The 21,704-nt window shown below is 47.2% G+C and carries 19 protein-coding genes and 1 tRNA gene; 15 read left to right on the forward strand and 5 right to left on the reverse strand.

The features are described from left to right. Positions 1-44 precede the first annotated feature (44 nt). Complete coding sequence (locus tag M1L52_RS14280) at positions 45-1,205, forward strand: IS4 family transposase (protein WP_317231464.1); 1,161 nt, start codon at positions 45-47, stop codon at positions 1,203-1,205. A gap of 133 nt (positions 1,206-1,338) precedes the next feature. Here M1L52_RS14280 and M1L52_RS14285 read toward each other — a convergent pair whose 3' ends face one another. The 3 genes from M1L52_RS14285 to greA form a co-directional block, all read right to left on the reverse strand. Beyond that, a complete protein-coding gene (locus M1L52_RS14285; protein WP_248615701.1) occupies positions 1,339-3,867 on the reverse strand; it encodes a zinc-dependent metalloprotease in 2,529 nt (842 codons plus the stop codon). Between the two features lie 22 nt (positions 3,868-3,889). After that, positions 3,890-4,726, reverse strand: a complete 837-nt coding sequence (gene coaW, locus M1L52_RS14290) for a type II pantothenate kinase (protein ID WP_248615702.1) — start codon at positions 4,724-4,726, stop codon at positions 3,890-3,892. 167 nt (positions 4,727-4,893) lie between these two features. Continuing rightward, positions 4,894-5,358 (reverse strand): transcription elongation factor GreA, encoded by a 465-nt coding sequence (gene greA, locus M1L52_RS14295; protein ID WP_248615703.1) that lies wholly within the window; start codon positions 5,356-5,358, stop codon positions 4,894-4,896. Between the two features lie 177 nt (positions 5,359-5,535). Here greA and hisG point away from each other — a divergent pair, with 177 nt between their 5' ends. From hisG to M1L52_RS14330, 7 genes are all read left to right on the forward strand, one after another. Continuing rightward, entirely contained in the window at positions 5,536-6,387 is an 852-nt protein-coding gene (hisG, locus tag M1L52_RS14300; RefSeq protein WP_248615704.1) for an ATP phosphoribosyltransferase, read from the forward strand. Positions 6,388-6,432: 45 nt separating this feature from the next. After that, positions 6,433-7,716, forward strand: a complete 1,284-nt coding sequence (gene hisD / locus M1L52_RS14305) for a histidinol dehydrogenase (RefSeq protein WP_248615705.1) — start codon at positions 6,433-6,435, stop codon at positions 7,714-7,716. A gap of 4 nt (positions 7,717-7,720) precedes the next feature. Next, positions 7,721-8,758, forward strand: a complete 1,038-nt coding sequence (hisC, locus tag M1L52_RS14310) for a histidinol-phosphate transaminase (RefSeq protein ID WP_248615706.1) — start codon at positions 7,721-7,723, stop codon at positions 8,756-8,758. A 92-nt stretch (positions 8,759-8,850) separates the two neighbouring features. Then, on the forward strand, positions 8,851-9,606 hold the full coding sequence (locus tag M1L52_RS14315; protein WP_248615707.1) for a polyphosphate polymerase domain-containing protein: 756 nt from the start codon (positions 8,851-8,853) through the stop codon (positions 9,604-9,606). Positions 9,607-9,650: 44 nt separating this feature from the next. Further along, on the forward strand, positions 9,651-10,295 hold the full coding sequence (locus M1L52_RS14320) for a DUF4956 domain-containing protein (protein ID WP_248615708.1): 645 nt from the start codon (positions 9,651-9,653) through the stop codon (positions 10,293-10,295). Next, a complete protein-coding gene (locus M1L52_RS14325; RefSeq protein ID WP_248615709.1) occupies positions 10,280-11,023 on the forward strand; it encodes a DUF2490 domain-containing protein in 744 nt (247 codons plus the stop codon). Before M1L52_RS14320 ends, M1L52_RS14325 begins: the two co-directional genes overlap by 16 nt. A 10-nt stretch (positions 11,024-11,033) precedes the next feature. Beyond that, entirely contained in the window at positions 11,034-12,173 is a 1,140-nt protein-coding gene (locus M1L52_RS14330; RefSeq protein ID WP_248615710.1) for a carbohydrate-binding domain-containing protein, read from the forward strand. 21 nt (positions 12,174-12,194) lie between these two features. On the opposite strand, the gene M1L52_RS14335 is transcribed toward M1L52_RS14330, so the two are convergent. Both M1L52_RS14335 and M1L52_RS14340 read right to left on the reverse strand, forming a co-directional pair. Next, positions 12,195-13,085 carry a glycoside hydrolase family 25 protein gene (locus tag M1L52_RS14335; RefSeq protein WP_262918003.1) on the reverse strand — a complete coding sequence of 297 codons (891 nt, stop codon included), beginning with the start codon at positions 13,083-13,085 and terminating at the stop codon, positions 12,195-12,197. A 91-nt stretch (positions 13,086-13,176) separates the two neighbouring features. After that, the gene (locus tag M1L52_RS14340) at positions 13,177-14,814 is read right to left on the reverse strand and encodes a diphosphate--fructose-6-phosphate 1-phosphotransferase (protein ID WP_248615711.1); all 1,638 of its coding nucleotides are present in this window, start codon (positions 14,812-14,814) and stop codon (positions 13,177-13,179) included. Between the two features lie 162 nt (positions 14,815-14,976). Here M1L52_RS14340 and M1L52_RS14345 point away from each other — a divergent pair, with 162 nt between their 5' ends. The 7 genes from M1L52_RS14345 to M1L52_RS14375 all read left to right on the forward strand — a co-directional run bounded on the left by M1L52_RS14345 (position 14,977) and on the right by M1L52_RS14375 (position 21,678). Then, positions 14,977-15,246 carry a hypothetical protein gene (locus tag M1L52_RS14345; RefSeq protein ID WP_248615712.1) on the forward strand — a complete coding sequence of 90 codons (270 nt, stop codon included), beginning with the start codon at positions 14,977-14,979 and terminating at the stop codon, positions 15,244-15,246. A gap of 17 nt (positions 15,247-15,263) precedes the next feature. Next, positions 15,264-15,821 carry a 1-acyl-sn-glycerol-3-phosphate acyltransferase gene (locus M1L52_RS14350; RefSeq protein ID WP_248615713.1) on the forward strand — a complete coding sequence of 186 codons (558 nt, stop codon included), beginning with the start codon at positions 15,264-15,266 and terminating at the stop codon, positions 15,819-15,821. Positions 15,822-15,829: 8 nt separating this feature from the next. Then, the gene (locus M1L52_RS14355; protein ID WP_248615714.1) at positions 15,830-18,427 is read left to right on the forward strand and encodes a xanthan lyase; all 2,598 of its coding nucleotides are present in this window, start codon (positions 15,830-15,832) and stop codon (positions 18,425-18,427) included. A gap of 36 nt (positions 18,428-18,463) precedes the next feature. Beyond that, positions 18,464-18,817: a hypothetical protein gene (locus tag M1L52_RS14360; protein ID WP_248615715.1), complete on the forward strand. Its 354-nt coding sequence runs from the start codon at positions 18,464-18,466 to the stop codon at positions 18,815-18,817. Between the two features lie 6 nt (positions 18,818-18,823). Beyond that, entirely contained in the window at positions 18,824-20,824 is a 2,001-nt protein-coding gene (locus M1L52_RS14365) for a YgiQ family radical SAM protein (RefSeq protein WP_248615716.1), read from the forward strand. After that, entirely contained in the window at positions 20,751-21,548 is a 798-nt protein-coding gene (locus M1L52_RS14370) for a hypothetical protein (protein WP_248615717.1), read from the forward strand. Before M1L52_RS14365 ends, M1L52_RS14370 begins: the two co-directional genes overlap by 74 nt. A gap of 56 nt (positions 21,549-21,604) precedes the next feature. Beyond that, a tRNA-Arg gene (locus tag M1L52_RS14375) sits at positions 21,605-21,678 on the forward strand. Positions 21,679-21,704 lie beyond the last annotated feature (26 nt).

Genomic DNA, 21,704 nt, shown 5'->3' on the forward strand with positions numbered 1-21,704 from the left:
ATTTTTTATCTTTGTACTGTCTCATATATAAGATAGCACAGGATATGAATGCCGGAAATACTGTATTCTCGCAACTGATGTCTCTCATCCCTGACTACGAGCTCAGGAAATGTATTGACAGATATAGAGGGGATTTTCATGCAAGACGATTCACTTGCCGTGACCAGTTCCTTGTCATGAGTTATGCTCAGCTGACCAGCAGCGCAAGCCTTCGTAGCATAGAGGCTCAGTTGACTGCTTTCAACTCCAAGTTGTATCATGCCGGTCTGAAGGTGATGCCCAAGTCCACTCTCGCCGACATGAACGAGAAGAAGGACTGGCGTATCTATCAGGACTACGCAATGGTACTTGTCGAGAGGGCTAAAGTCCTGTATAAAGATGAATACTATCGGTTGGGAATTGACAATATGGTGTATGCCTTTGACAGCAGTACCATCAACCTGTGTCTGCATCTCTGTCCATGGGCGAAGTTCCATCATGACAAAGGTGCTTTCAAGATGCACACTTTGATTGATGTAAAGAACAACATACCCAACTTCATCATGCTTACTCCTGGCAATGTGCATGATACTCAGGCTATGGACAGCTTGCCTGTAGAAGCAGGGGCTTACTATCTGATGGATAAAGGCTATGTGGACTTTGACCGTCTGTTCCGTCTCTTCCAACAGCAGAAGGCTTACTTTGTAACCAGAGCAAAGGACAACATGAAATATTCCGTATTCGAGGCAAGAGAGGTTGACAGGCAGACTGGCGTCATCTCTGACGAGTCCATCAGTCTTACTGGTCTCTTTACAGCCAAGAAGTACCCTGATTTGTTGCGTCTGGTCGTCTATGAGGACTTTGCGCAGAACGTAGTGTATCGATTCCTGACGAATGACTTCACCCTTGAAGCAATTACCATTGCGGAACTGTACCGAGAGCGCTGGACTATCGAAACGTTCTTCAAATGGATCAAGCAGCACCTGCACATCAAGACGTTCTATGGGACGTCCCAAAACGCAGTCTTCACACAGATATGGATTGCCATCTGTGACTACCTGCTGCTTATTATTGCTCTGAAGATGTATCATATCGAACAAAATCTTTACATATTCTCTAATGTCATCGGCCAAGTTCTCTTTGAGAGGACTCCGCTGAATGAACTTTTTGACAAACCAATTATTAATCAAAATCCGGAAGATGACCGCCAACTTTCGCTTTGGTGAAATTTAACCGGACAGTAGTGAATAGAATTGATTTAATTGAGTTAATACCACTTACAATGATTCTGCAAAAATAAGAAAAGTATTTCTAATCTGCAATACCAAATAGTCGGTATTTTACATTTTCGGAACAATTTTAACGCAAATTGGGCGATTTTCTTCGTTCTCTGATTAGTTGTAATCGCTCCTGAAGGTCAGAATAATGCAAAGCATTAAGCGATTCATTCTTTGGCAGACTCTTCAGATAGTTCTCCAGCTTGTTCATGTGCTGAAGGAGATAGAGTTGCACGTCAGTTCCATCAGTACGCTGAGAGGAAAGTGTTTTCTCAGGAGTATTGATGAGTGTTCCAAGAAGGTCGATATACTGGCGCTGAAGATTACGACGCTCCATGTTCTTCCATTCATTAGCATCAGTAAGTGGCTTCCACACCTCAGCAAACAGGTCGTTGAGATATTCCTCTACGCTATAAGCCTCAGGACTTCCAATAGACTGGTTGTATATCTTGATAAGGATATATCCTCCCAGCATTCTACCAAGAACATTCTCCTGGCGACTATTCTGCAGGGCTATTGGGTCGGCTGACACTTTGTTCAGCATATCAGCAGGATAGAGCCAAGCTGGAGCATCGAACACATGAGTGCCTATGTAGTGAACGGCTTCTTTCTGGCGCGACTTTGGCTGAAGCGTGATAGGCTCTTTGCCAGGCATGTTGTTGAGATAACGGCCTCCTATGCATTTCAGCACGTGGTTCTGATAACGAGTGAACTGCGAATGAACAGCCTGATACATCTCGCGAAGGTCATCGTAGCGATCGTTGTCTTCATGGGTCCATTGCTGAAGATTGGCCATAACGCGTTTCAGGTTCTTTATGCCGTATTCAGAAGCTTTTACGCTATTGTCGCCCAGGTCTTCAGTCTGAGCACGAGGGTCTTCATCCTTACCCTCGCCACCAAACCACAGACGTGGATTCTGGCGAAGCACGTTGCTGGTTTCAGTCATCAGCTTCTCTTTTTCCTCGAACTCATCCTTGAACTCAGGACGCCATTGATAGCCCCACTTGATGGCCCACTTGTCGTAGTCGTTGATGCGAGGGAAGAGTCCCTTCTCGCCAATCTTGTCCTCTGGCTGGGCAACATAGTTGAAACGGGCATAGTCCATGATGGAAACGGTATGTCCATGAGCCTCAACCCATTGCTTGTCGCGAAGCTTCTCAACAGGAGTAGCAAATGAAGCGCCCATGTTGTGACGCAGTCCAAGAGTGTGGCCTACCTCGTGAGAGCTAACAAAACGAATGAGCTGTCCCATGAGCTTGTCGTCGAACTTCATGGTCTGAGCGCGCTTGTCGAGAGGTCCACATTGAACCATATACCACTTGCGAAGGAGGTTCATTACATTATGGAACCAACAGATATGTGACTCGATAATCTCGCCTGAACGAGGGTCAACTATACGTGGACCATAGGCATTCTCAGTCTCTGAAGGCAGGTATCTAAGCACAGAGAAGCGTGCATCATCGAGACTCATTGTTGTATCGTTCTTTGGCCACTCCTTTGCCACGATGGCATTCTTGAAGCCTGCTGCCTCAAAAGCTACGTTCCAGTCGTTGATGCCCTGAATGAGATAGGGAACCCACTTCTTTGGCGTAGCAGGGTCTATGTAATAGACAATCTGCTTCTCAGGCTCTACAAGATGACCTGCGAGATATTTCTTCTTGTTCTTAGGCACCAGACGATAGCGTGAGATGAATGACTCATGTTGAGCCTTTGTCTGGTCATCGCTGAACTGACGGAACGAGTTAGTGAAATAGCCCACACGCTCATCCCAAAGACGCTTTCTCATTGGCTCTTTTGGCAACAACACCATCGACGTGTTGAATCCCATAGTCATAGAACCCGTCTTGGAAGCAGCAGAAGCTCCTGCTGAAGAGCTATAGGTGCGAGTTGTCACCACTTCGATATTTGTGGGGAATACCTTCAGGGTGTCAATATAAGTACGGTCGCTCTGTAACGAGCTGATTTTCAGCGTAGTCTTGGCACCTGACGCAAAACTCATGAGGTTATTATCCTTGTTGAAAAGACCTGTAACCTCAATAAGCTTTACATTCTTCTTCTCACATCCAGACACCATCTTGAAAGCCATGATAATAGGGTCAATAGTGGATTTCTCAAGTGTACGCGAGATGTTGTCCTTGTCGTTGGCAAGATAGCTCAACAGATACTGGCGCATGAGAATGGTTGTCTCGTCGCGCTTCTCAAAATAGATGGTGCTGTGGGTTACCTCTTCGCCAGCAAACTGTCCAAAACCCTGAGGAACGGAAGTAAAACGCGTGACGCAAAGAATGAGGCGTCCAAACATGGAGTCTGGCACCTCGAAGTAGTATTTATCCTCAATATGACGAACGGTGAACAGACCCTCTCTACAGGTTCCGCCTTTCTTCATCAGCTTGTCATAGTCAGTCTCCTTCTCTTCTTTCTTGCCTTCCTTACCATCGTCAGAACCCTTCTTAGCCCTGCGTTTGTCTTTTTTGCCCTCCTCGTTCTTGAGAGTATCAGACTTTATGGTGTCAGTCTTAAGGGTGTCGGCCTTCAGATAGAGCACAGAGTGTCTTGACTGAGCTGCAAGGGTAAGCATCAGACACGAAAGAGTGATAATGATTTTCTTCATGTGAAATTATTGTCAGGTAGTATTATTTCAGTTTCACGTTACTGGTATTATAGGCCAATGCGGCTCCGATGGCTGTACAGAACTCTGAATACTTAGGAATGTGGAAACGCACATTATAGAGTTTCTCAAGCGGAGGGAAAATGTCTTTGCATTGTGGCAGAAGGGTAAGATTGCCTATGAGCACCATATCGCGACAGCCTGTTCCCTGAGCTGCTAATACTGAAGCAGAGCCAATGGTCTGGAGCACCATTCCTATGATGCCAGCTGCCACATCTTCCTTACTCGTATCGCTCTTAGCACGAGCAAAGATGCTGGCAGTAGCCTCCATTGGAAGTCCTGGAAGAGGCTGGGCAGAGATGTCACCAATAAGAAGGTTTACATTCTTAAGATTACCCTGCAAGGCTAATTCTGAAATCTGGTTTATATCACTAGTACCCAGACAGATACGCGACAGTCCTTGCAGAGTGCCGCCACCTATGCCGATACCTCCAACATGACTCATCTCGTTGCCCTTACACATAACAAACGACGTTCCTGTTCCCATTGAGATGACTATAGCATGATCGATGTTTGACTCATAGCGTGCGCCAAGAGCATCGGCAATAAACTCGTCGCATCGGCTGGTAGCCACTCCATAGACATCGTTCTTCACATAGCCTGCTCCAACGCCTGTCAGCATTACGTGTTCAACCTCTGACAGAGCGATGTTGTTGTCATAGAGATATTTTCCAAAGGCACCATAAAGCGACGTCACAGGGTCAGCAGCAGTTATGCGTATAGGAGCCGTAGGCTTTCCGTCACGCAGTCCGACAATCTTTGTGGTCGATATGCCCACATCAATTCCAATTATTATTCCCATTATTTCAGTAATTTGTTTTCGTGATAAAAATTGTTTGTTAAAAAGAGATCTACCTAAACGCAAAGAGCGTTCTTACCAAACGCTGAGAGTATTCTTACCAAACGCTAAGAGTGTTCTTACCAAACGCTAAGAGTGTTCTTACCAAACGCTAAGAGAGAAAAGCTCAATTATATAGAGACACTCTCAATGCGAAGGCGAAGCGTTCCTGCTGGAACTTTCACTTCCACTTCATCGCCAGCTTTCTTGCCAAGCAGAGCCTCAGCAATGGGCGACTTAACAGAAATCTTTCCCTCTCGCAGATTAGCCTCATGGGGACTTGCTATCGTATAGGTCATGCGACTGTTGTTTGCAAGATTAGTCATCTCTACCCTACTGAGCAACTGTATACAGTCAGTATGAACTCTCGACATGTCAAGCACGCGAGCATTCTCCAGCACCCTCTGCATAAAACGTATTCTGCCCAGAATGCGGCCTTGCTCACGCTTGGCAGCATGATACTCAAAGTTCTCGCTGAGGTCGCCCTTATCGCGAGCCTCGGAAATGGCATCCTTCACCTGAGGCAGATCGACGGTCTCTAATTGACGCAATTCAGCCACGAGTTTGTCGTAGCCTTCTTGAGACATATATTCCATATATATAATAATGTGTTGTTATTCAGCGTGCAAATTTAGTGAAAAATGCGAAGAATATGCTAATTTTACATTACGAATTAAAGTTTTTAGTGTAATAATTGCACAAATTTAAAAAATTATGCCTACTTTTGTAACCATTATAGATTTTGATGAAACATTTTAAACGAATTAGACTTTATGCTTAGAATTGCAGTACAATCGAAAGGACGTCTGTTTGATGACACGATGAACCTTTTGTCAGAGTCAGACATAAAAGTAGGAGCTTCAAAACGCACACTTCTTGTCAGCGCCCAGAATTTCCCATTGGAAGTGCTATATCTAAGAGACGATGACATTCCACAAAGCGTAGCAACAGGCGTGGCAGATATAGGCATCGTTGGCGAGAACGAGTTTGTGGAGCGTGGTGCTGAAGCAGAGATCATCAGACGACTGGGATTCTCGAAGTGCCGCCTGTCGCTCGCCATTCCCAAGGCAGAGAACTACACAGGCCTTTCATGGTTCAATGGAAAGAAGATTGCCACAAGCTATCCTGTCATTCTGAAGAAGTTCCTTGCTGACAACAATCTTAATGCAGAGATTCACGTAATAACAGGTTCAGTAGAGATTAGCCCAGGCATTGGTCTTGCTGATGCCATCTTCGATATCGTTAGTTCTGGCTCTACCCTCGTAAGCAACAACCTCAGCGAGGTGGAGGTAGTGATGAAGAGCGAGGCTCTGCTCATAGGTTATCCTGGCATGTCAGAAGAGAAGCGACAGATTCTTGACGAGATGCTGTTCCGTTTCGAGGCTGTTAGACAGGCTGAGGACAAAAAATATGTACGCATGAATGCACCTAAGGATCGTCTGGAGGAAATCATCGACGTGCTTCCTGGACTGAAGAGCCCCACAGTAATTCCCTTGGCTGACAACAACTGGTGCTCAGTTCACACCGTTCTCGACGAAAAGCGCTTCTGGGAGATTATTGGCAAGCTGAAAGAGCTTGGAGCACAGGGCATTCTCGTAACCCCGATAGAAAAGATGATTCTTTAACGGACACGTCAGTCCCACTTCATAACATAGCATCTATATTTAGAAATGAATGTCATAAAATATCCAGGAAGAGAAGACTGGGCATCTCTCACATCAAGACCACATCTCGACGTATCGCAGTTGAACTCTGTTGTGTCAGGCGTTCTTGATGACGTAAGAGCCAATGGCGACAAAGCAGTAAAAGCCTACGAACTGAAGTTTGACCACGCACAGCTGGACTCGCTCCAGGTAAGCGAGAAAGAGATGAAGGAAGCTCGCAAACTAGTAAGCAAGGATCTGGAAGAAGCCATCAGGCTGGCCCACTATAATATTCGTCTCTTCCACCGTTCACAGCGTTTTAACTCCAAAAAGGTTGAGACAGGCCCTGGAGTGAAATGCTGGCAGAAAAGCGTTGCGATAGAGCGCGTAGGACTATATATACCTGGAGGCACAGCCCCCCTGTTCTCTACTGTACTGATGCTTGCCACTCCTGCCAAGATAGCCGGCTGTAAAGAGATTGTGCTCTGCACTCCTCCAAACAGCGAAGGAAAGGTTAATCCTGCCATTCTGCTCGCAGCAAAGACTGCTGGCGTGAGCAAGATATTCAAGGTGGGTGGCGTTCAGGCTATTGGCGCTATGGCATTCGGAACAGAGTCAATACCAAAGGTGTTCAAGATTTTTGGCCCTGGCAATCAGTATGTTATGGCAGCAAAGCAGCAGGTAAGCCTGCACGACGTGGCTATTGACATGCCTGCTGGTCCGAGTGAGGTATGCGTCATTGCCGACGAGAGTGCAAACGTAGAGTTTGTTGCTGCCGACTTACTGTCACAGGCAGAGCACGGAGCCGACTCGCAGGTACTTCTCATCACAACCTCAGAGAAGCTCGTTGACGATGTTCAGCGCGAGATAGAAAAGCAGCTGGAGAATTTGCCAAGAAAAGAGATTGCAAAGAAGGCTCTCGAAAACAGCCGCCTTGTTCTTGTAAGAGACAAGCAGGAAGCAATAGACTTGTCAAACATGTATGCGCCTGAACATCTCATTCTGCAGACCTCTGACTATGCAGAGTTGGCAAACAAGGTGATAAATGCAGGCAGCGTGTTCCTTGGCAAATATGCTTGCGAGAGTGCAGGCGACTATGCCAGCGGAACCAACCACACGCTTCCTACTCACGGATGGGCAACGACATATAGCGGAGTAAATCTTGACAGCTTCTGCAGAAAGATAACTTTCCAGCATCTCACAGAGACTGGAGTGCGCCACATAGGTCACGCTGTAGAGCTGATGGCTGAAGCTGAAATGCTCGATGCACACAAAAACGCTATGACAGTAAGACTCAATTCGCTAAAATAAGAGTATGAAACCACTTGAACAACTAGTACGTCCCAACATATTGTCGCTTGCTCCATATAGTAGTGCCCGTAATGAATATTCAGGCAAGAAGGCGCACGTCTTTCTGGATGCAAACGAGAACCCTTACAACTCTCCTCTGAATCGCTATCCAGATCCTCTTCAGTTAGAGCTGAAAGAGCTGATTAGCGAAGTGAAGGGAGTAAAGGCAGAAAACATATTCCTTGGCAACGGAAGTGACGAGGCCATCGACCTGCCCTACAGATGCTTCTGTCGTCCAGGCAAAGACAACGTTGTAGCAATAGAGCCCACATACGGCATGTATAAGGTTTGTGCTGACATCAACGATGTGGAGTATCGTCCTGTTCTGCTCGACGAGAACTTCCAGTTCCATGCTGACGAACTTCTCGCTGCATGCGATGACAACACTAAACTCATCTGGCTCTGCTCGCCTAACAACCCAACAGGCAATAATCTCAACATTGAGGAGATACTGAAAGTCATCAACAAGTTCGAGGGAATAGTCATTGTTGATGAGGCTTACAGCGACTTCTCACGACAGAAGTCACTCAGAAGCGAGCTGGCGAAATATCCTAACCTTATAGTGCTCAACACCATGAGTAAGGCGTGGGGCTCTGCAGCAATACGTCTGGGAATGGCATTCGCTTCAAAGGAAATAATTGAGCTGTTCAACAAGGTGAAATATCCCTACAACGTGAACCTGCTTACGCAGGAGGCTGCGATGAAGATTCTCGACAACAGGGAAGACGTCAGCAAATGGGTATCCATGCTACTTCAAGAGCGCGCCCAGCTGATGGAAGCCTTCAAGCAACTGCCAATATGCGAGAAGGTGTATCCAAGCGATGCAAACTTCTTCCTCGCAAAGATGACTGATGCTCAAGCCATCTACGACTATCTCGTTGACCAAGGCATCATCGTTCGTAATAGGACTCGCATCAAACTTTGCAATAACTGCCTAAGAGTAACAATAGGCACACGCTCAGAAAATAGCGAGCTGATTGGTGCCCTGCGCCAATATAAATAGGACTCTGCTGAGCAGAAGCGGCTGTTCGTTGAAATAATTTGGATTAGTCGTTTTTGCTCACTACCTTTGCCAAAAACTAAAACAATATTATCATGCCATTAGAAGAAATCCTGTCAACATTTGACCCAATAACGCTGGCAGAGATGAGTAGCGTAAAACTCATGAACAGGACAGACACGAAGTTTGTCACCACCCTACCCATGCTTATGCGTCTGCTGGATATGGCTCAAGATGACTACTATGCACAGGAGATAGGCGGACAGCGTAACATGCTCTATGACACGACTTATTTTGACACTCGTTCATTCAGCATGTACCAAGAGCATCAGGCTGGTCATACCAATCGACAGAAGATACGCTTCAGAACTTATGTCAGTTCGAACCTACAGTTCATGGAGATAAAGACAAAGAACAATCATGGACGCACGAAGAAGAAGCGCATAGAAGTGGAAGACATGGACCTGAGCGACACTACGAAGCGTGAGTTCATAGACCAACATCTTCATTTCAACGTTGACGACCTCATCCCCCACATGCACAATTACTTTCATAGAATAACGCTTGTGAATAAGGCCAAGACAGAACGTCTCACTATTGATACGGCACTTGAATTCAATAATCTTCAGACTGACACCCATAAGGAAATGGGCAATCTTGTCATCATTGAGTTGAAGCGCGACGGACTCGTCTTCTCCCCTGTTTTGGAAATGCTGCGCAAACTGCGCATCCATCCTCACGGTTTCAGCAAGTACTGCATGGGAGCAGCCATGACTAACGACCAGTTACTCGTGAACCGTTTCAAGCCGAAACTGCACGATGTGGATAAAATATTAAGAACAAAAGAATAACAACTGAAATAAAAAAGTAAACTAAAAAATAAAACTATTATAACATGGACATCATTAGTATCTTTTCAAATGAATTCTGCGGAACGCTGATTCGTTTCTTCATCTGTATGGTAGTAAACTGGGGAATCATTCATTTCCTCTACTATCGCAAGAGCCATCGCAACGACTTCTACTTCACCTTCATGTTGATGACTGTTGCTATCTTCTTCCTCGTTTATTTCATGATGGGAATGGATCGCGGAAAAGCAACAATGGGTGTAGGTCTGGGATTGTTCGGCATCTTCTCAATCATGCGTTATCGCACAGACACCATGCCTGTAAGAGAGATGACCTATCTCTTCCTTATCGTCTGTCTGTCAGTAGTACACTCTATGGCTGAGAGTTTTGGAGAACTGTTGATAGTTGACGTGCTTACCATTATTGCTATCATCATCTGCGAGATGCGCTTTAAGATTCATGCAACAAAACTCATCCAGTATGATCGTGTGGAGCTTATCAAACCTGAGAAGCGCGAAGAGCTCATCGCAGACTTGGAAGCACGTACAGGACTGAAAATCATCAAGATAGAGGTAGGAGGCGTTGACTTCCTCAAAGACAGCGTTGTGCTTCGTGTGACTTATGACAGCGACCAGACAAGCGATGTAGATAACCAGTTTCGTGTAAGAAAATCACAATGGAGAGAAGCCTGATAATATTACTTCTTTTAGCTCTCTTCGCTCCACAACATATTAAGGCGCAGAATGACGACTTGGGCATGTGGTATGAGTTAGGAGCTGAAAAGAAACTAACAAAGAAATGGAGCGTTGGCGTGGAATCGGAGTTCCGAACTCGCAACAACAGCCGTACTGCCGACAGATGGTCTGCTGGCGTGGGAGCGGAGTATAAGATTGTGAAGGGTGTGAAAGCCTCAGCCGGATATACCTTCCTCTATGATAACAACATGGAGGAGATGGACTGGAAGAGAGACGGTATCACGCCCAACAAATGGACTCCAAGCTATTGGGGAGTACGTCATCGCTTCAACGTAAGCCTTTCAGGAAACTACGACTGGGGACGCATGAACATCTCGCTTCGCGAACGATGGCAATACACCTATCGTACTGAAGCTGAAGGAAAGAAGTATGACTTTGACTACGAAACGTGGAAGAACGTGAAGTCAAAGAGTAAGAATGTGCTGAGAAGTCGTCTTCAAGTAAGCTATGACTTTCCTCACTGGAAGTTTGACCCGTTTGCTAATGTGGAGTTCTTCAATGGTAGGAAGTTAGAGAAAACGAGGATACAGGCAGGTGTAGAATACAAATATCAGAAGAAACATATCTTTACGCTGACCTATCGCTATCAGAATGTCAATGCAGAAGATGACGATCTTGAGACAAACAGACACCTGATAGGCATCGGCTATAAGTACAAATTCTAAACCAACAGTCATGAAAAAGATATTTGCATATATTCCCCTTTTCCTAACTGCTATAGCATGTACAAATGATGACAATTACAGCTGGGATAATTTCGTTGACAAGACAGCCACAGACACTATACGCATCAACATTGTATATAATGGTACGAGTGTAAACGTCACTGGCGACAACTATGGTTTTGTTACTGCCAACGGAGCCGATGTCACAGTCAAGTCATCGACAAACAGTTTCCTGCAACTTGTCCTAAGCGGCGAGAGTAATGACGGATCTCTTCTCATCTATAGCTGGCGTAAAAACGGTGTGCTGCTCAACGGTCTCAACCTCACTAACACTGATGGACCTGCAATAAACAACCAGTGTGGCAAGTCCTTCTATGTTACAAGTGCTGAAGGAACAACCAACACCCTTACTGATGGCGCGACCTACTCTACTGCCCCAATAAATGCCAAGGGCGATACCATTGACCAGAAAGCTACTCTGTTCAGCGAAGGACAAATATATTTCAACGGAACAGGCACACTAAACATTTATGGTAATACGAAGAACGCCGTTGCCAGCGACGACTATGTTACTATCCTCAGCTCTACCATTAATATTAAGGTAGATTCTACTGGCTCTAATGGAATCAAGACAAACGACGGCATGTTCATCAAAGGTGGAAACCTGAATATTGATGTTGCTGCTAAAGGAGCACGAGGCATAAAGAACGACGCGAGAACAGAGATTAGCGGTGGAACAACCACTATCATTACTCGTGGTGCCTGCAAGATTGAAACCATTGACGGTATTACTGACACCACCTCGTGTGCTGGCATAAAGAGCGACAGCCTTTTCACTATGACTGCTGGCACGCTGACAATAACAAGCAAGGGCGATGGTGGTAAGGGCATCAACTGTTCAGAGAACATTGAGCTCAACGGAGGAAGCATGACAGTCGTTACTGAAGGCGATAATAAAATAGGAAAGCCTAAAGCTGTGAAAAGCGACACAGGCATTATCCTTCGTGGTGGCTACTTCCATGCAGAATGCAAAAAGAGCTGGGCTTGCGACAATGGTAGTGATAGCGACGAACCAGAGGATCATCTAACGATTGTAGGCACACCTGTTTCTAAAACAATAGGAAAAAGACTTGTGGAAGTAAGCTTCTAATCAGCTATTTAAAAAGCGCTTTTATTCATCTTCCTTGTAAGCTTCCACTCCAATAGTTTCCTTACTACCAATCGTTAACTGACGCAGGTCGTAGTAAGAACCGTTATAGATATTAAAATCTACGTACCCTTTTATTCCTGGCAGCCTTCCTACATCGGTATGCTGCCAGAATTTCCATTCTCCCTGATATTCTACGCTATCTACATAGTAGTGGGCTATCCAGTAAGGATACTGGTCGAACACCTCATCAGAGAGATACTTCATCTTAAACTTATAATAAGTATAGATGATAGGCTTTACGCCATAGCGTTCTTCAACAATGTTCAGCCATTCTAACACACTCGCCTTAAACTGTTCGTTGGTCTGACTCTCAGGCTTATGCTCCACATCGAGCACAGGTGGGAGATCACCACGTTTAAGCTCCACATTCTTTATAAAGAAGTCTGCTTGAGCCTTAGCTGTAGAATGAACGCTATAGAAATGGTAGGCTCCACGAGTGAAGCCATAGTCAAGTGCCTGGCTGAAATTACTCTTGAACTGTGGGTCAATACGGCTTGCGCCTTCCGTTGCCTTAATCATTACGAATCGTATGGGGCATTTGTCTATCATACCTTGATTACGCAACGTCTCCCAGTCTATAACTCCTTGATAGTGAGATATGTCTATTCCATGAATATCATATCCCACAGGACTGCTCACATCGCCATACAAGGCTTTCCAACGGAAGCCAAAAGGCGACACAAAGAAATAATAGAAAAACCACGCATAGCCTATAGCAACCAATGCGCCTCCCAACCAGAAGGCCCAGCCTGGCATATGCTGAAGAAGGCGCACAAAAATACCTGGGCGTTTATTACGCACAGGACTTGTATAGCGAATGCCTTTCTTCTTTTGGGTTTTCTTCTTTTCCAAGTTCACCAAGGATACTTATCGTTATCCTTTTTATAAAGTGTGTGTGCCAAAGAGGGCTGTACCCTTTTGACACACACATCATCATGAAATCTTATTTCTTCTGCTCAAGAGCCAGTGTCTTTGTTGGCTGGTCGCAAACCTCTGTTGGACCCCAGTACTGAATTGGACCAGGATAAACGTAAGCAGTCTTGCGAGCCCACTCGTCACGATGAGCAGCGAACTCCTTGAATGGAGCGCCGTCGAGCTCAACGAGAGCCTTGCGGATAACAGGCTTCATCTCACCGTTACGCTTCTCCATGTTCATCATCATTGTGATGGGAACACCGCCTGCCTTCCACTCTGCTGCAGGAGCAGTAGTGTTCTTAACGATTGCCATATAGCCAGTCTTACCAGCAGCAATGAGCTGAGCAGCACTTGCGCCAAGAGCGTAGCAGTAGTCTGCGTCGAAGTTAGAAGGAGCTGCGCAGCGTCCCTCGTAACCGAAGAAGTGGTGCTGAGTAGCAAACTTGCCCTTAAAGGTGCCTTCTTTCTTCATCTTCTCAAGCTTCTGGGCAACCATCGTAGAGAGCAGTTTCTCAGTCTCGATGAGCGACACCTGAACGTTTCCATGAGGGTCACGGTCGAGAGCTAACTGGCGGGCAACACCTACGGGCAGCGAGTTGAACACAGCGAGGTTCTCCTCGGTGAGGTGGCTCTTGGCGAAGTCAACCTGCTCGTCGCGGCTAATCTCCTTAGCTTCAGGCATAGCGAGCACATCGTTGAGTTGGGCAATAAGCTTCTTGATGGCAGGGATGAACTCAATCACGCCCTCGGGGATGATGACCGTACCGAAGTTGTTGCCATCGGCAGCACGCTGAGCCACAGCCTTGGCAATGTAGTCCACTATATCGCCGAGGCTCATTCCCTTCTGCTCTATCTCCTCAGAGATGAGACAGATGTTAGGCTGGGTCTGCAGCGCACACTCCAAAGCGATGTGAGAAGCCGAGCGTCCCATCACCTTGATGAAGTGCCAGTACTTACGGGCTGAGTTACAGTCGCGCTCAATATTGCCAATCAGCTCAGAATAGGTCTTGCAAGCAGTATCGAAACCGAACGATGTCTCAATCTGGTCGTTCTTCAGGTCACCATCGATAGTCTTAGGACAGCCGATTACCTGTACGCCATAATTCTTAGCTGCATAGTACTCAGCCAGCACACAAGCGTTGGTATTTGAGTCGTCACCACCAATGATTACGATAGCCTTGATGTTCAGCTCGCGAATAATCTCAAGACCCTTCTCGAACTGCTCAACCTTCTCCAGCTTTGTACGACCTGAGCCAATCATGTCGAAGCCGCCTGTGTTACGATACTCGTCAACGATCTCCTTTGTCAGCTCCATGTAGTTGTGGTCAACCAGACCGCCAGGGCCGAGGATGAAGCCATAGAGACGGTTCTCAGGATTTAGCTTCTTTACCATGTCGAAGAGACCAGTTATAACGTTGTGTCCGCCAGGAGCCTGACCACCAGACAGGATGATACCAACGTTCATTGGCTCATGCTTTGTCTCCTCACCAGGAACGAACTCTACGAGAGGCATTCCGTAGGTATTTGGGAAGAGAGCTTTAATCTCCTCCTGATTGTCTACACTCTGTGTAGGAGCACCCTCCTGCACCTTTACTGCTCCCTGAAGTCCGAGAGGAAGCTTTGGCTGATAGGCGGCTCTTGCCACCTGCAATGCGCTTTTCTGCATAGTTTCTTTAGTCTTATAAAAAGGAATAATCAATTTTTCCGACGCAAAGTTACTCATTTCAAACGAAAAAAAAGCACAATTAAGTTTTTTTTTGAATATAGTTCTTGCTATATCAGATATTTTTCCTATCTTTGGCAATTGAACACATAAAAATATTGTATTATGGCAAATAAACGTTCACTAAAGCGTGGAATAAACAACATCTGTGAAGAGCTCTTCATAGAGTGTATAGCTGCATCCATGTATGGTGCAGAAAGCCACAAGGATAATGCTGAAGCCGTACTGTTCTCAGTTATCAGGCTTCAGACTGAGTTCATCAATCGCGTGTCTCATCCAGAGCCAGGAATGCCAGCAAAGCTCTACTACAAAGACCTGCGCAGCAAGTTCGCTTCGCATGTAGGCGAGCTTGTTGACCAGATAAACAATCTCTAAACATTAATAATACAATCATGTGGAAGAGATTCTGTAACTGGTTACTTTACAAACACTGGGGGTGGACAGCCAACGTCACTGAGCCACACCTTGACAAATACATCATCTGTCTTGCACCTCATACGAGCAACTGGGATTTCATCATTGGTCAGCTTTATAACACTTCTGAAGGTCTTGGTTCCAACTTCCTTATGAAAAAGGAGTGGTTCTTCTGGCCCCTCGGAGTACTGTTCCGTCATCTTGGTGGAATACCAGTTTATCGTCAGAAACACATGCGCATGACAGACGCTATGGCAGAAACGGCAAAGAAAGCAGAGAAGTTCCATTTGTGCATAACGCCAGAGGGAACTCGCAAACGTGTGGAAGATTGGAAGAAAGGCTTCTACTACATTGCCCAAGGTGCCAACATACCCATTCTGCTCTATGGCGTTGACTATGAGAAGAAGCTCATTCAGTGCACGAAGACAATCATTCCTTCAGGAGACATTGAGAAAGACATGCGCGAGATTAAGCTCTATTTCAAGGAATTCAAGGGCAAGAAGCCTGAGAATTTCACAATAGGCGACATACAATAACAACTAAAATGAATAAACAACTCATGAGAGGATGGCTAGGATGGCTTGTTCTATTGCTATTCTCTCCATTTTTAAATATATCATTAATAGCCCAACCCACCACATGGGGTAAGACCGAACACAAGGGAGAGCCTTGGGTGAAGAACGTTTCTCGTCCTTACGATATTTCGCGAGGACTTAATGGTCGCCACATCGCTCTTTGGGCATCTCACGGGCGCTACTTCGAAAATAGCAGGGAACGTTGGCGTTGGCAGCGCCCCCCACTCTACACCACATGTGAAGACCTTTTTACTCAGACCATAGTCGTGCCCTACCTCATACCCATGCTTGAGAATGCAGGAGCCGTGGTGTTCACACCACGCGAACGCGACTGGCAGGAACACGAAGTTATAGTCGATAACGACCACTCTTCTCAAGAGAACTATTGGGAGACCAGCCACCAGCACCATTGGACTCCATCACAGGAAAAAGGCTTTGCTTTCCACACAGGCAACTATGTCGATGGTGAGAATCCTTTCGAGGCAGGAACATCGCGCATGATTGAGACGACTAAGAACAAAAACAAGTATAGTCAGGCATTTTATCAGCCCACCATTCCTGAAGCTGGCAGCTATGCTGTCTATGTGAGCTACACCACTCTTCCTTCAAGCGTTGACGATGCCCGTTACATAGTTTGGCATCAGGGGCAGCCTACTGAGTTTCACGTAAACCAGACCATGGGCGGCTCCACATGGGTTTATCTTGGAACCTTTCAGTTCGATGCAGGCTGCGATGCCAGGAACTGCGTCGTCGTAACTAACCAGAGTGCTCATCATGGTATTGTCACCACCGATGCCGTTCGCTTCGGAGGAGGCATGGGAAATATTGAGCGTGGTGGCGAGACGAGCCACATGCCTCGCTGTCTTGAAGGAGCACGATACTATGCACAGTGGGCAGGCATGCCCTACTCTGTCTATTCCTCAAAGGGTGGAGAGAACGACTATGCCGACGACATCAATGCCCGTTCGCTGATGCTCAACGAGCTTTGCGGAGGTTCTGTCTATGCTCCTGACTCTGTTGGCCGACGCGTTCCCATTGAGCTGTCATTGGCTGTTCACAGCGATGCCGGCTATGTTCGTCCTAAAGGCGACGGCATCTATGGCTCCCTTACCATCTGCACCACAAATCGTGGTGACTCCCTTCTTGCTGCAGGCTGTTCGCGACAGATGTCAAAGGACTTTGCGTCAGAGATACTCGACAATGCCACCCACGACATTCAGAAGACTTTCGGTAACTGGAATCCACGCGAGGTTCGCGATCGCAACTATTCTGAGACGCGCCTTCCGCTTGTTCCCTCAGCCATCTTTGAAACACTGTCACACCAGAGTTTCCCTGACATGAAATATGGTCTCGACCCTAATTTCCGATTCACCCTTGCGCGCTCTATCTACAAGACCATCCTACGCTATAGCAGTCGCACTCACGGCAGCGAATATACTGTTGCTCCGTTGACACCACGCAACTTCCGCATTGAGTTCACTGACAAGGGCAATGGCGAGGTTCTCATTAGCTGGGCTGCTGTCAAGGATAACCTTGAGCCATCAGCCACACCAACAGCCTATAGACTCTACATAGCTGAAGGTGATGGTGGTTTCGACAACGGCATGCTTGTCAACGGCACTGCTGTCACCACCCGTCTTCGCAAGGGTTCGCTCGTCCATTTCCGTGTGGCAGCAGTAAACAAAGGCGGTGAGAGTTTTCCCTCACAGGTTCTGTCAGCTTGCTATAACTCTGACAAGGCAAAGTCAATACTCATTGTCGATGGCTTCCATCGTCTGTCGTCGCCAGCTGTTACAACCAATGGTTTCGACCTCTATGCCGATGCAGGTGTAAGCTATGGACGCACATGCGGATTCATTGGCCGTCAGACAGGCTTCGACGACAGCCGCATAGGTCTTGAGGACTCTACTGGCCTTGGCTATTCCACTCACGAGCTTCAGGGACAATTCATCGGAGGCAATGACTTCAACTATGTGAGAGCTCATGCTTCAGCCATCCATCAGTCTGGCGACTACAATATTGTAAGCTGCTCATCGGAAGAGGCACCAAACATGCCTCTCTACAAATACAACATGATAGACCTTGCCCTCGGACTTGAGTGCGACGATGGTCATAGCCTGCTCTACTACAAGGCATTTCCAAACACTCTGCGACAGGCCATAAGCCAGTTCGTAGCTCAGGGTGGACGTCTTCTCGTGTCAGGAGCGTTCACAGCCAGCGATATGAAGACCACTGAAGAAAAAATCTTTTTACAGCAGACTCTCAGATGTGGTCTGAACAGTCACTACAACGGCGATTCTGAGACGGTGACAGGCCTCGGCACCTCGTTCGATTTCTACCACCGTTTTTCGCCCAACCACTATGCTGCCACAAGCTGCGATGCTCTTGCCCCCATGGGTGAAGGTGTCTTCAGCGCCATGCTCTATGCCGATGGCACCTGTGCAGCTACAGCCTACAGTGGCAGTGACACTCGTCTGTTTGTGATGGGCTTCCCATGGGAGTGCATCAAAGGCGAGAAGAAACGCACTTCTATCATGAAGGGCATAACGAAATTCCTATTACAATAATATAATCAGTACCTAATTAATCTTATTTAAATCATTATGACAAAAATTCAAGCTAATGCCACAGGCACAAGAAGTATCGAAGTTAGTGACGAACACTTGCAGACGATTGACGACTACCAGCTCTTTCGCGACCTCATCGACTCTACAGGCTATGTTGACGAAGAGGTTCTCGACAAACTGAAGTTCAACGTCCGTTCCCTGCTCGAGTCAGAAACAGGCAAAGACAAGCGTCTGCTCGACTTGTGTCTTGACGTTATCTACCATCAGAACATGAAAGCCTTTGGTCTTCAGCAGCTTGTCCTGCTATACATAAACTGGAAGGACAGAGCGACAGATGCCGAAGCTAATCTCGGCACCTCACGGGCCATTCAAGGCACTCCGTTTAATTAAACATTTATGGAATATAGGCTAACAGATTTTCTTCCTACAACCAAAAAAGAACTTGAACTCCGAGGATGGGATTACGTTGATGTAATCCTATTCTCGGCCGATGCATATGTAGATCACCCCTCGTTTGGTGCTGCCGTGATTGGCCGCACACTCGAAGCCGCAGGTTTCCGTGTAGCTATTGTGCCCCAACCCGACTGGCATGGCGACTATCGTGATTTCAAGAAGCTTGGTCGCCCACGCTTGTTTTTTGGTGTGGCCCCTGGCTGCATGGACTCTATGGTCAACAAGTACACGGCAGCACGCCGTCTGCGCTCTGAAGATGCATATAGTCCCGATGGCCGCCACGACATGCGTCCTGAGTACCCCACAATAGTATATTCTAAGATACTCAAGGAACTCTATCCCGATGTGCCTGTAGTGCTGGGTGGCATAGAGGCTTCGCTGCGACGCGTGACCCATTACGATTATTGGAGCGACGAACTTAAGAAATGCCTGCTTTGCTATTCGCCTGCCGATATGATTACCTACGGCATGGGCGAGAAAGTTAACATCGAACTGGCACGCCGTCTGGCTGCCGGCGAGAGCATTCGCGATATTCGCGACCTGCCTCAAACCGTTTATCTCTCACGTAAGGAGGATATCATCGGTGGCATTACCGATCGCGACATCGTGCTGCACTCACACGAGGAGTGTCTAAAGAATAAAAAAGCTCAGGCCGAGAACTTCAAGAACGTAGAGGAGCAGTCGAACATGATGCATGCCCAGCGCCTGCTTCAGGGTGTCGATGGTCGCTACGTAGTAGTTAATCCGCCCTATCCGCCTATGACTACTGAAGAGCTCGATGCCTCTTTCGACCTACCCTATACGCGTCAGCCCCATCCTAAATACAAGGGTAAGCGCATTCCTGCTTACGACATGATTAAGTTCAGCGTCAACATCCATCGCGGCTGTTTTGGCGGATGTGCCTTCTGCACCATCTCTGCCCATCAGGGCAAGTTCATCACCTGTCGTTCTAAGGAGAGCATTCTGCGCGAGGTAAAACAAATCATTGAGATGCCCGACTTCAAGGGTAACCTCAGCGACCTTGGTGGTCCTTCTGCCAACATGTATGGCATGAGCGGACGCAATAAGAACGCCTGCGAAAAGTGCCGTCGTCCGTCATGTGTACACCCACAGATATGCCCTAACCTCAATACCGACCATTCCAAACTACTCGACATCTATCGCTCTGTCGATGCCCTGCCAGGCATCAAACACAGCTATATAGGCAGTGGCGTGCGCTATGACCTGCTGCTCCATCGCAGCAAGGATGAAGCCAGCAACAAGGCTGCTATGGAATACACGCGCGAGCTCATCTGCCATCACGTCAGTGGACGCCTCAAGGTTGCCCCTGAGCACACCAGCGATCGTGTGCTCTACCTCATGCGCAAGCCCTCATTCAGCCTGTTCTATGAGTTCAAGCGCATCTTCGACCGCATAAATCGCGAGGAAGGTCTGCGCCAGCAGATCATTCCCTATTTCATATCCTCCCATCCAGGCTGTCAGGAAGAGGACATGGCCGAGCTTGCGGTCATCACCAAGGGTCTTGACTTCCAACTGGAGCAGGTTCAGGACTTCACCCCTACTCCCATGACCAATGCCACTGAGACGTGGTACACAGGCTACGACCCTTATACGCTCGAACCAGTGTTCAGTGCCAAGACACCCAAAGAGAAGCTCGCCCAGCGTCAGTTCTTCTTCTGGTACAAGCCTGAAGAGCGTCGAGGCATAGAGCAGAGCCTGCGTCGCATAGGTCGTCCTGACCTCATTGCCAAGCTCTACAGCGGCATGCCTAACACCCATTACAACAACAAGCCTACATCAGGCAGAGACTTTAGAAATGAACCAAAAGCAGGTGGTGGGAAGCCCAAATCTTATAATCCTAATTTTAAGAATGAGAATAATAGAACAAAGCATAATAGCGAAAAATCCACAGAAGAAAAGCGAGGACGGAATCGTCGTCACTGATGATTTCATTGCCGTCATCGATGGCTCCACCTCTAAGACAGATCGTCGCTACAGTCTGTTCAAGAGCAACGGACGCTACGCAATGTCGCTTGTGGCAGGTGTTTTACGCAAAGCTCCTAAGGACATGACCTGCCATCAGTTCTGTCTGAAAGCCTCGAGAGCCATTGCTAAGCAGTATAAGAAGTCACAACTGCAGCACCTTCTGGAGCACCCTGAGGAGCGACTCACTGCCTCGTGCATAGTCTTCAGCCGATTGCGTCGCGAAGTGTGGCTTGTTGGCGACTGCCAGTGCCTCATTGGTGGCACCCTCTACGACAATCCCAAGCCCTACGAGCAGCAGTTGGCTGAGCGTCGTGCAAAGATTATCTTTGAAAGCCCCATGCCTCACGACCATTTCCTCACTAACGACACAGCGCGTGCAGCCATCATTCCCTTCATGCTCGAGGCCATGAAGCAGCAGAACAAGACCTATGCCGTCATCGATGGTTTCCCCATTCCTGAGCAGCATGTGCCCATCATAACCCTCGACTTCCAACCTTGGGAGATAGTGCTTGCCTCCGATGGCTATCCTGTTCTCTGCCCCACCCTTGAGGAGTCAGAAGCAAAGCTTGCCCATCAGCGAGCCAACGACCCATTGAACATAGGCGAGTTCAAAGCCACAAAGGGCTTCATGGCAGGCTTTAACTCTTTCGATGACAGGGCATACATAAGATTTCAGGTCTGAAATTTGGTGGTTTTAATAAAAATAACTACCTTTGCACCCGCTTTCAGAAAAAAGCTGGTTCCGTAGCTCAGCTGGATAGAGCAACAGCCTTCTAAGCTGTGGGTCTCGGGTTCGAATCCCGACGGAATCACATAAAAAATCGGCAAGTTAATCACT

This window comes from Prevotella sp. E13-27 (assembly GCF_023217965.1).
Classification (GTDB): domain Bacteria; phylum Bacteroidota; class Bacteroidia; order Bacteroidales; family Bacteroidaceae; genus Prevotella.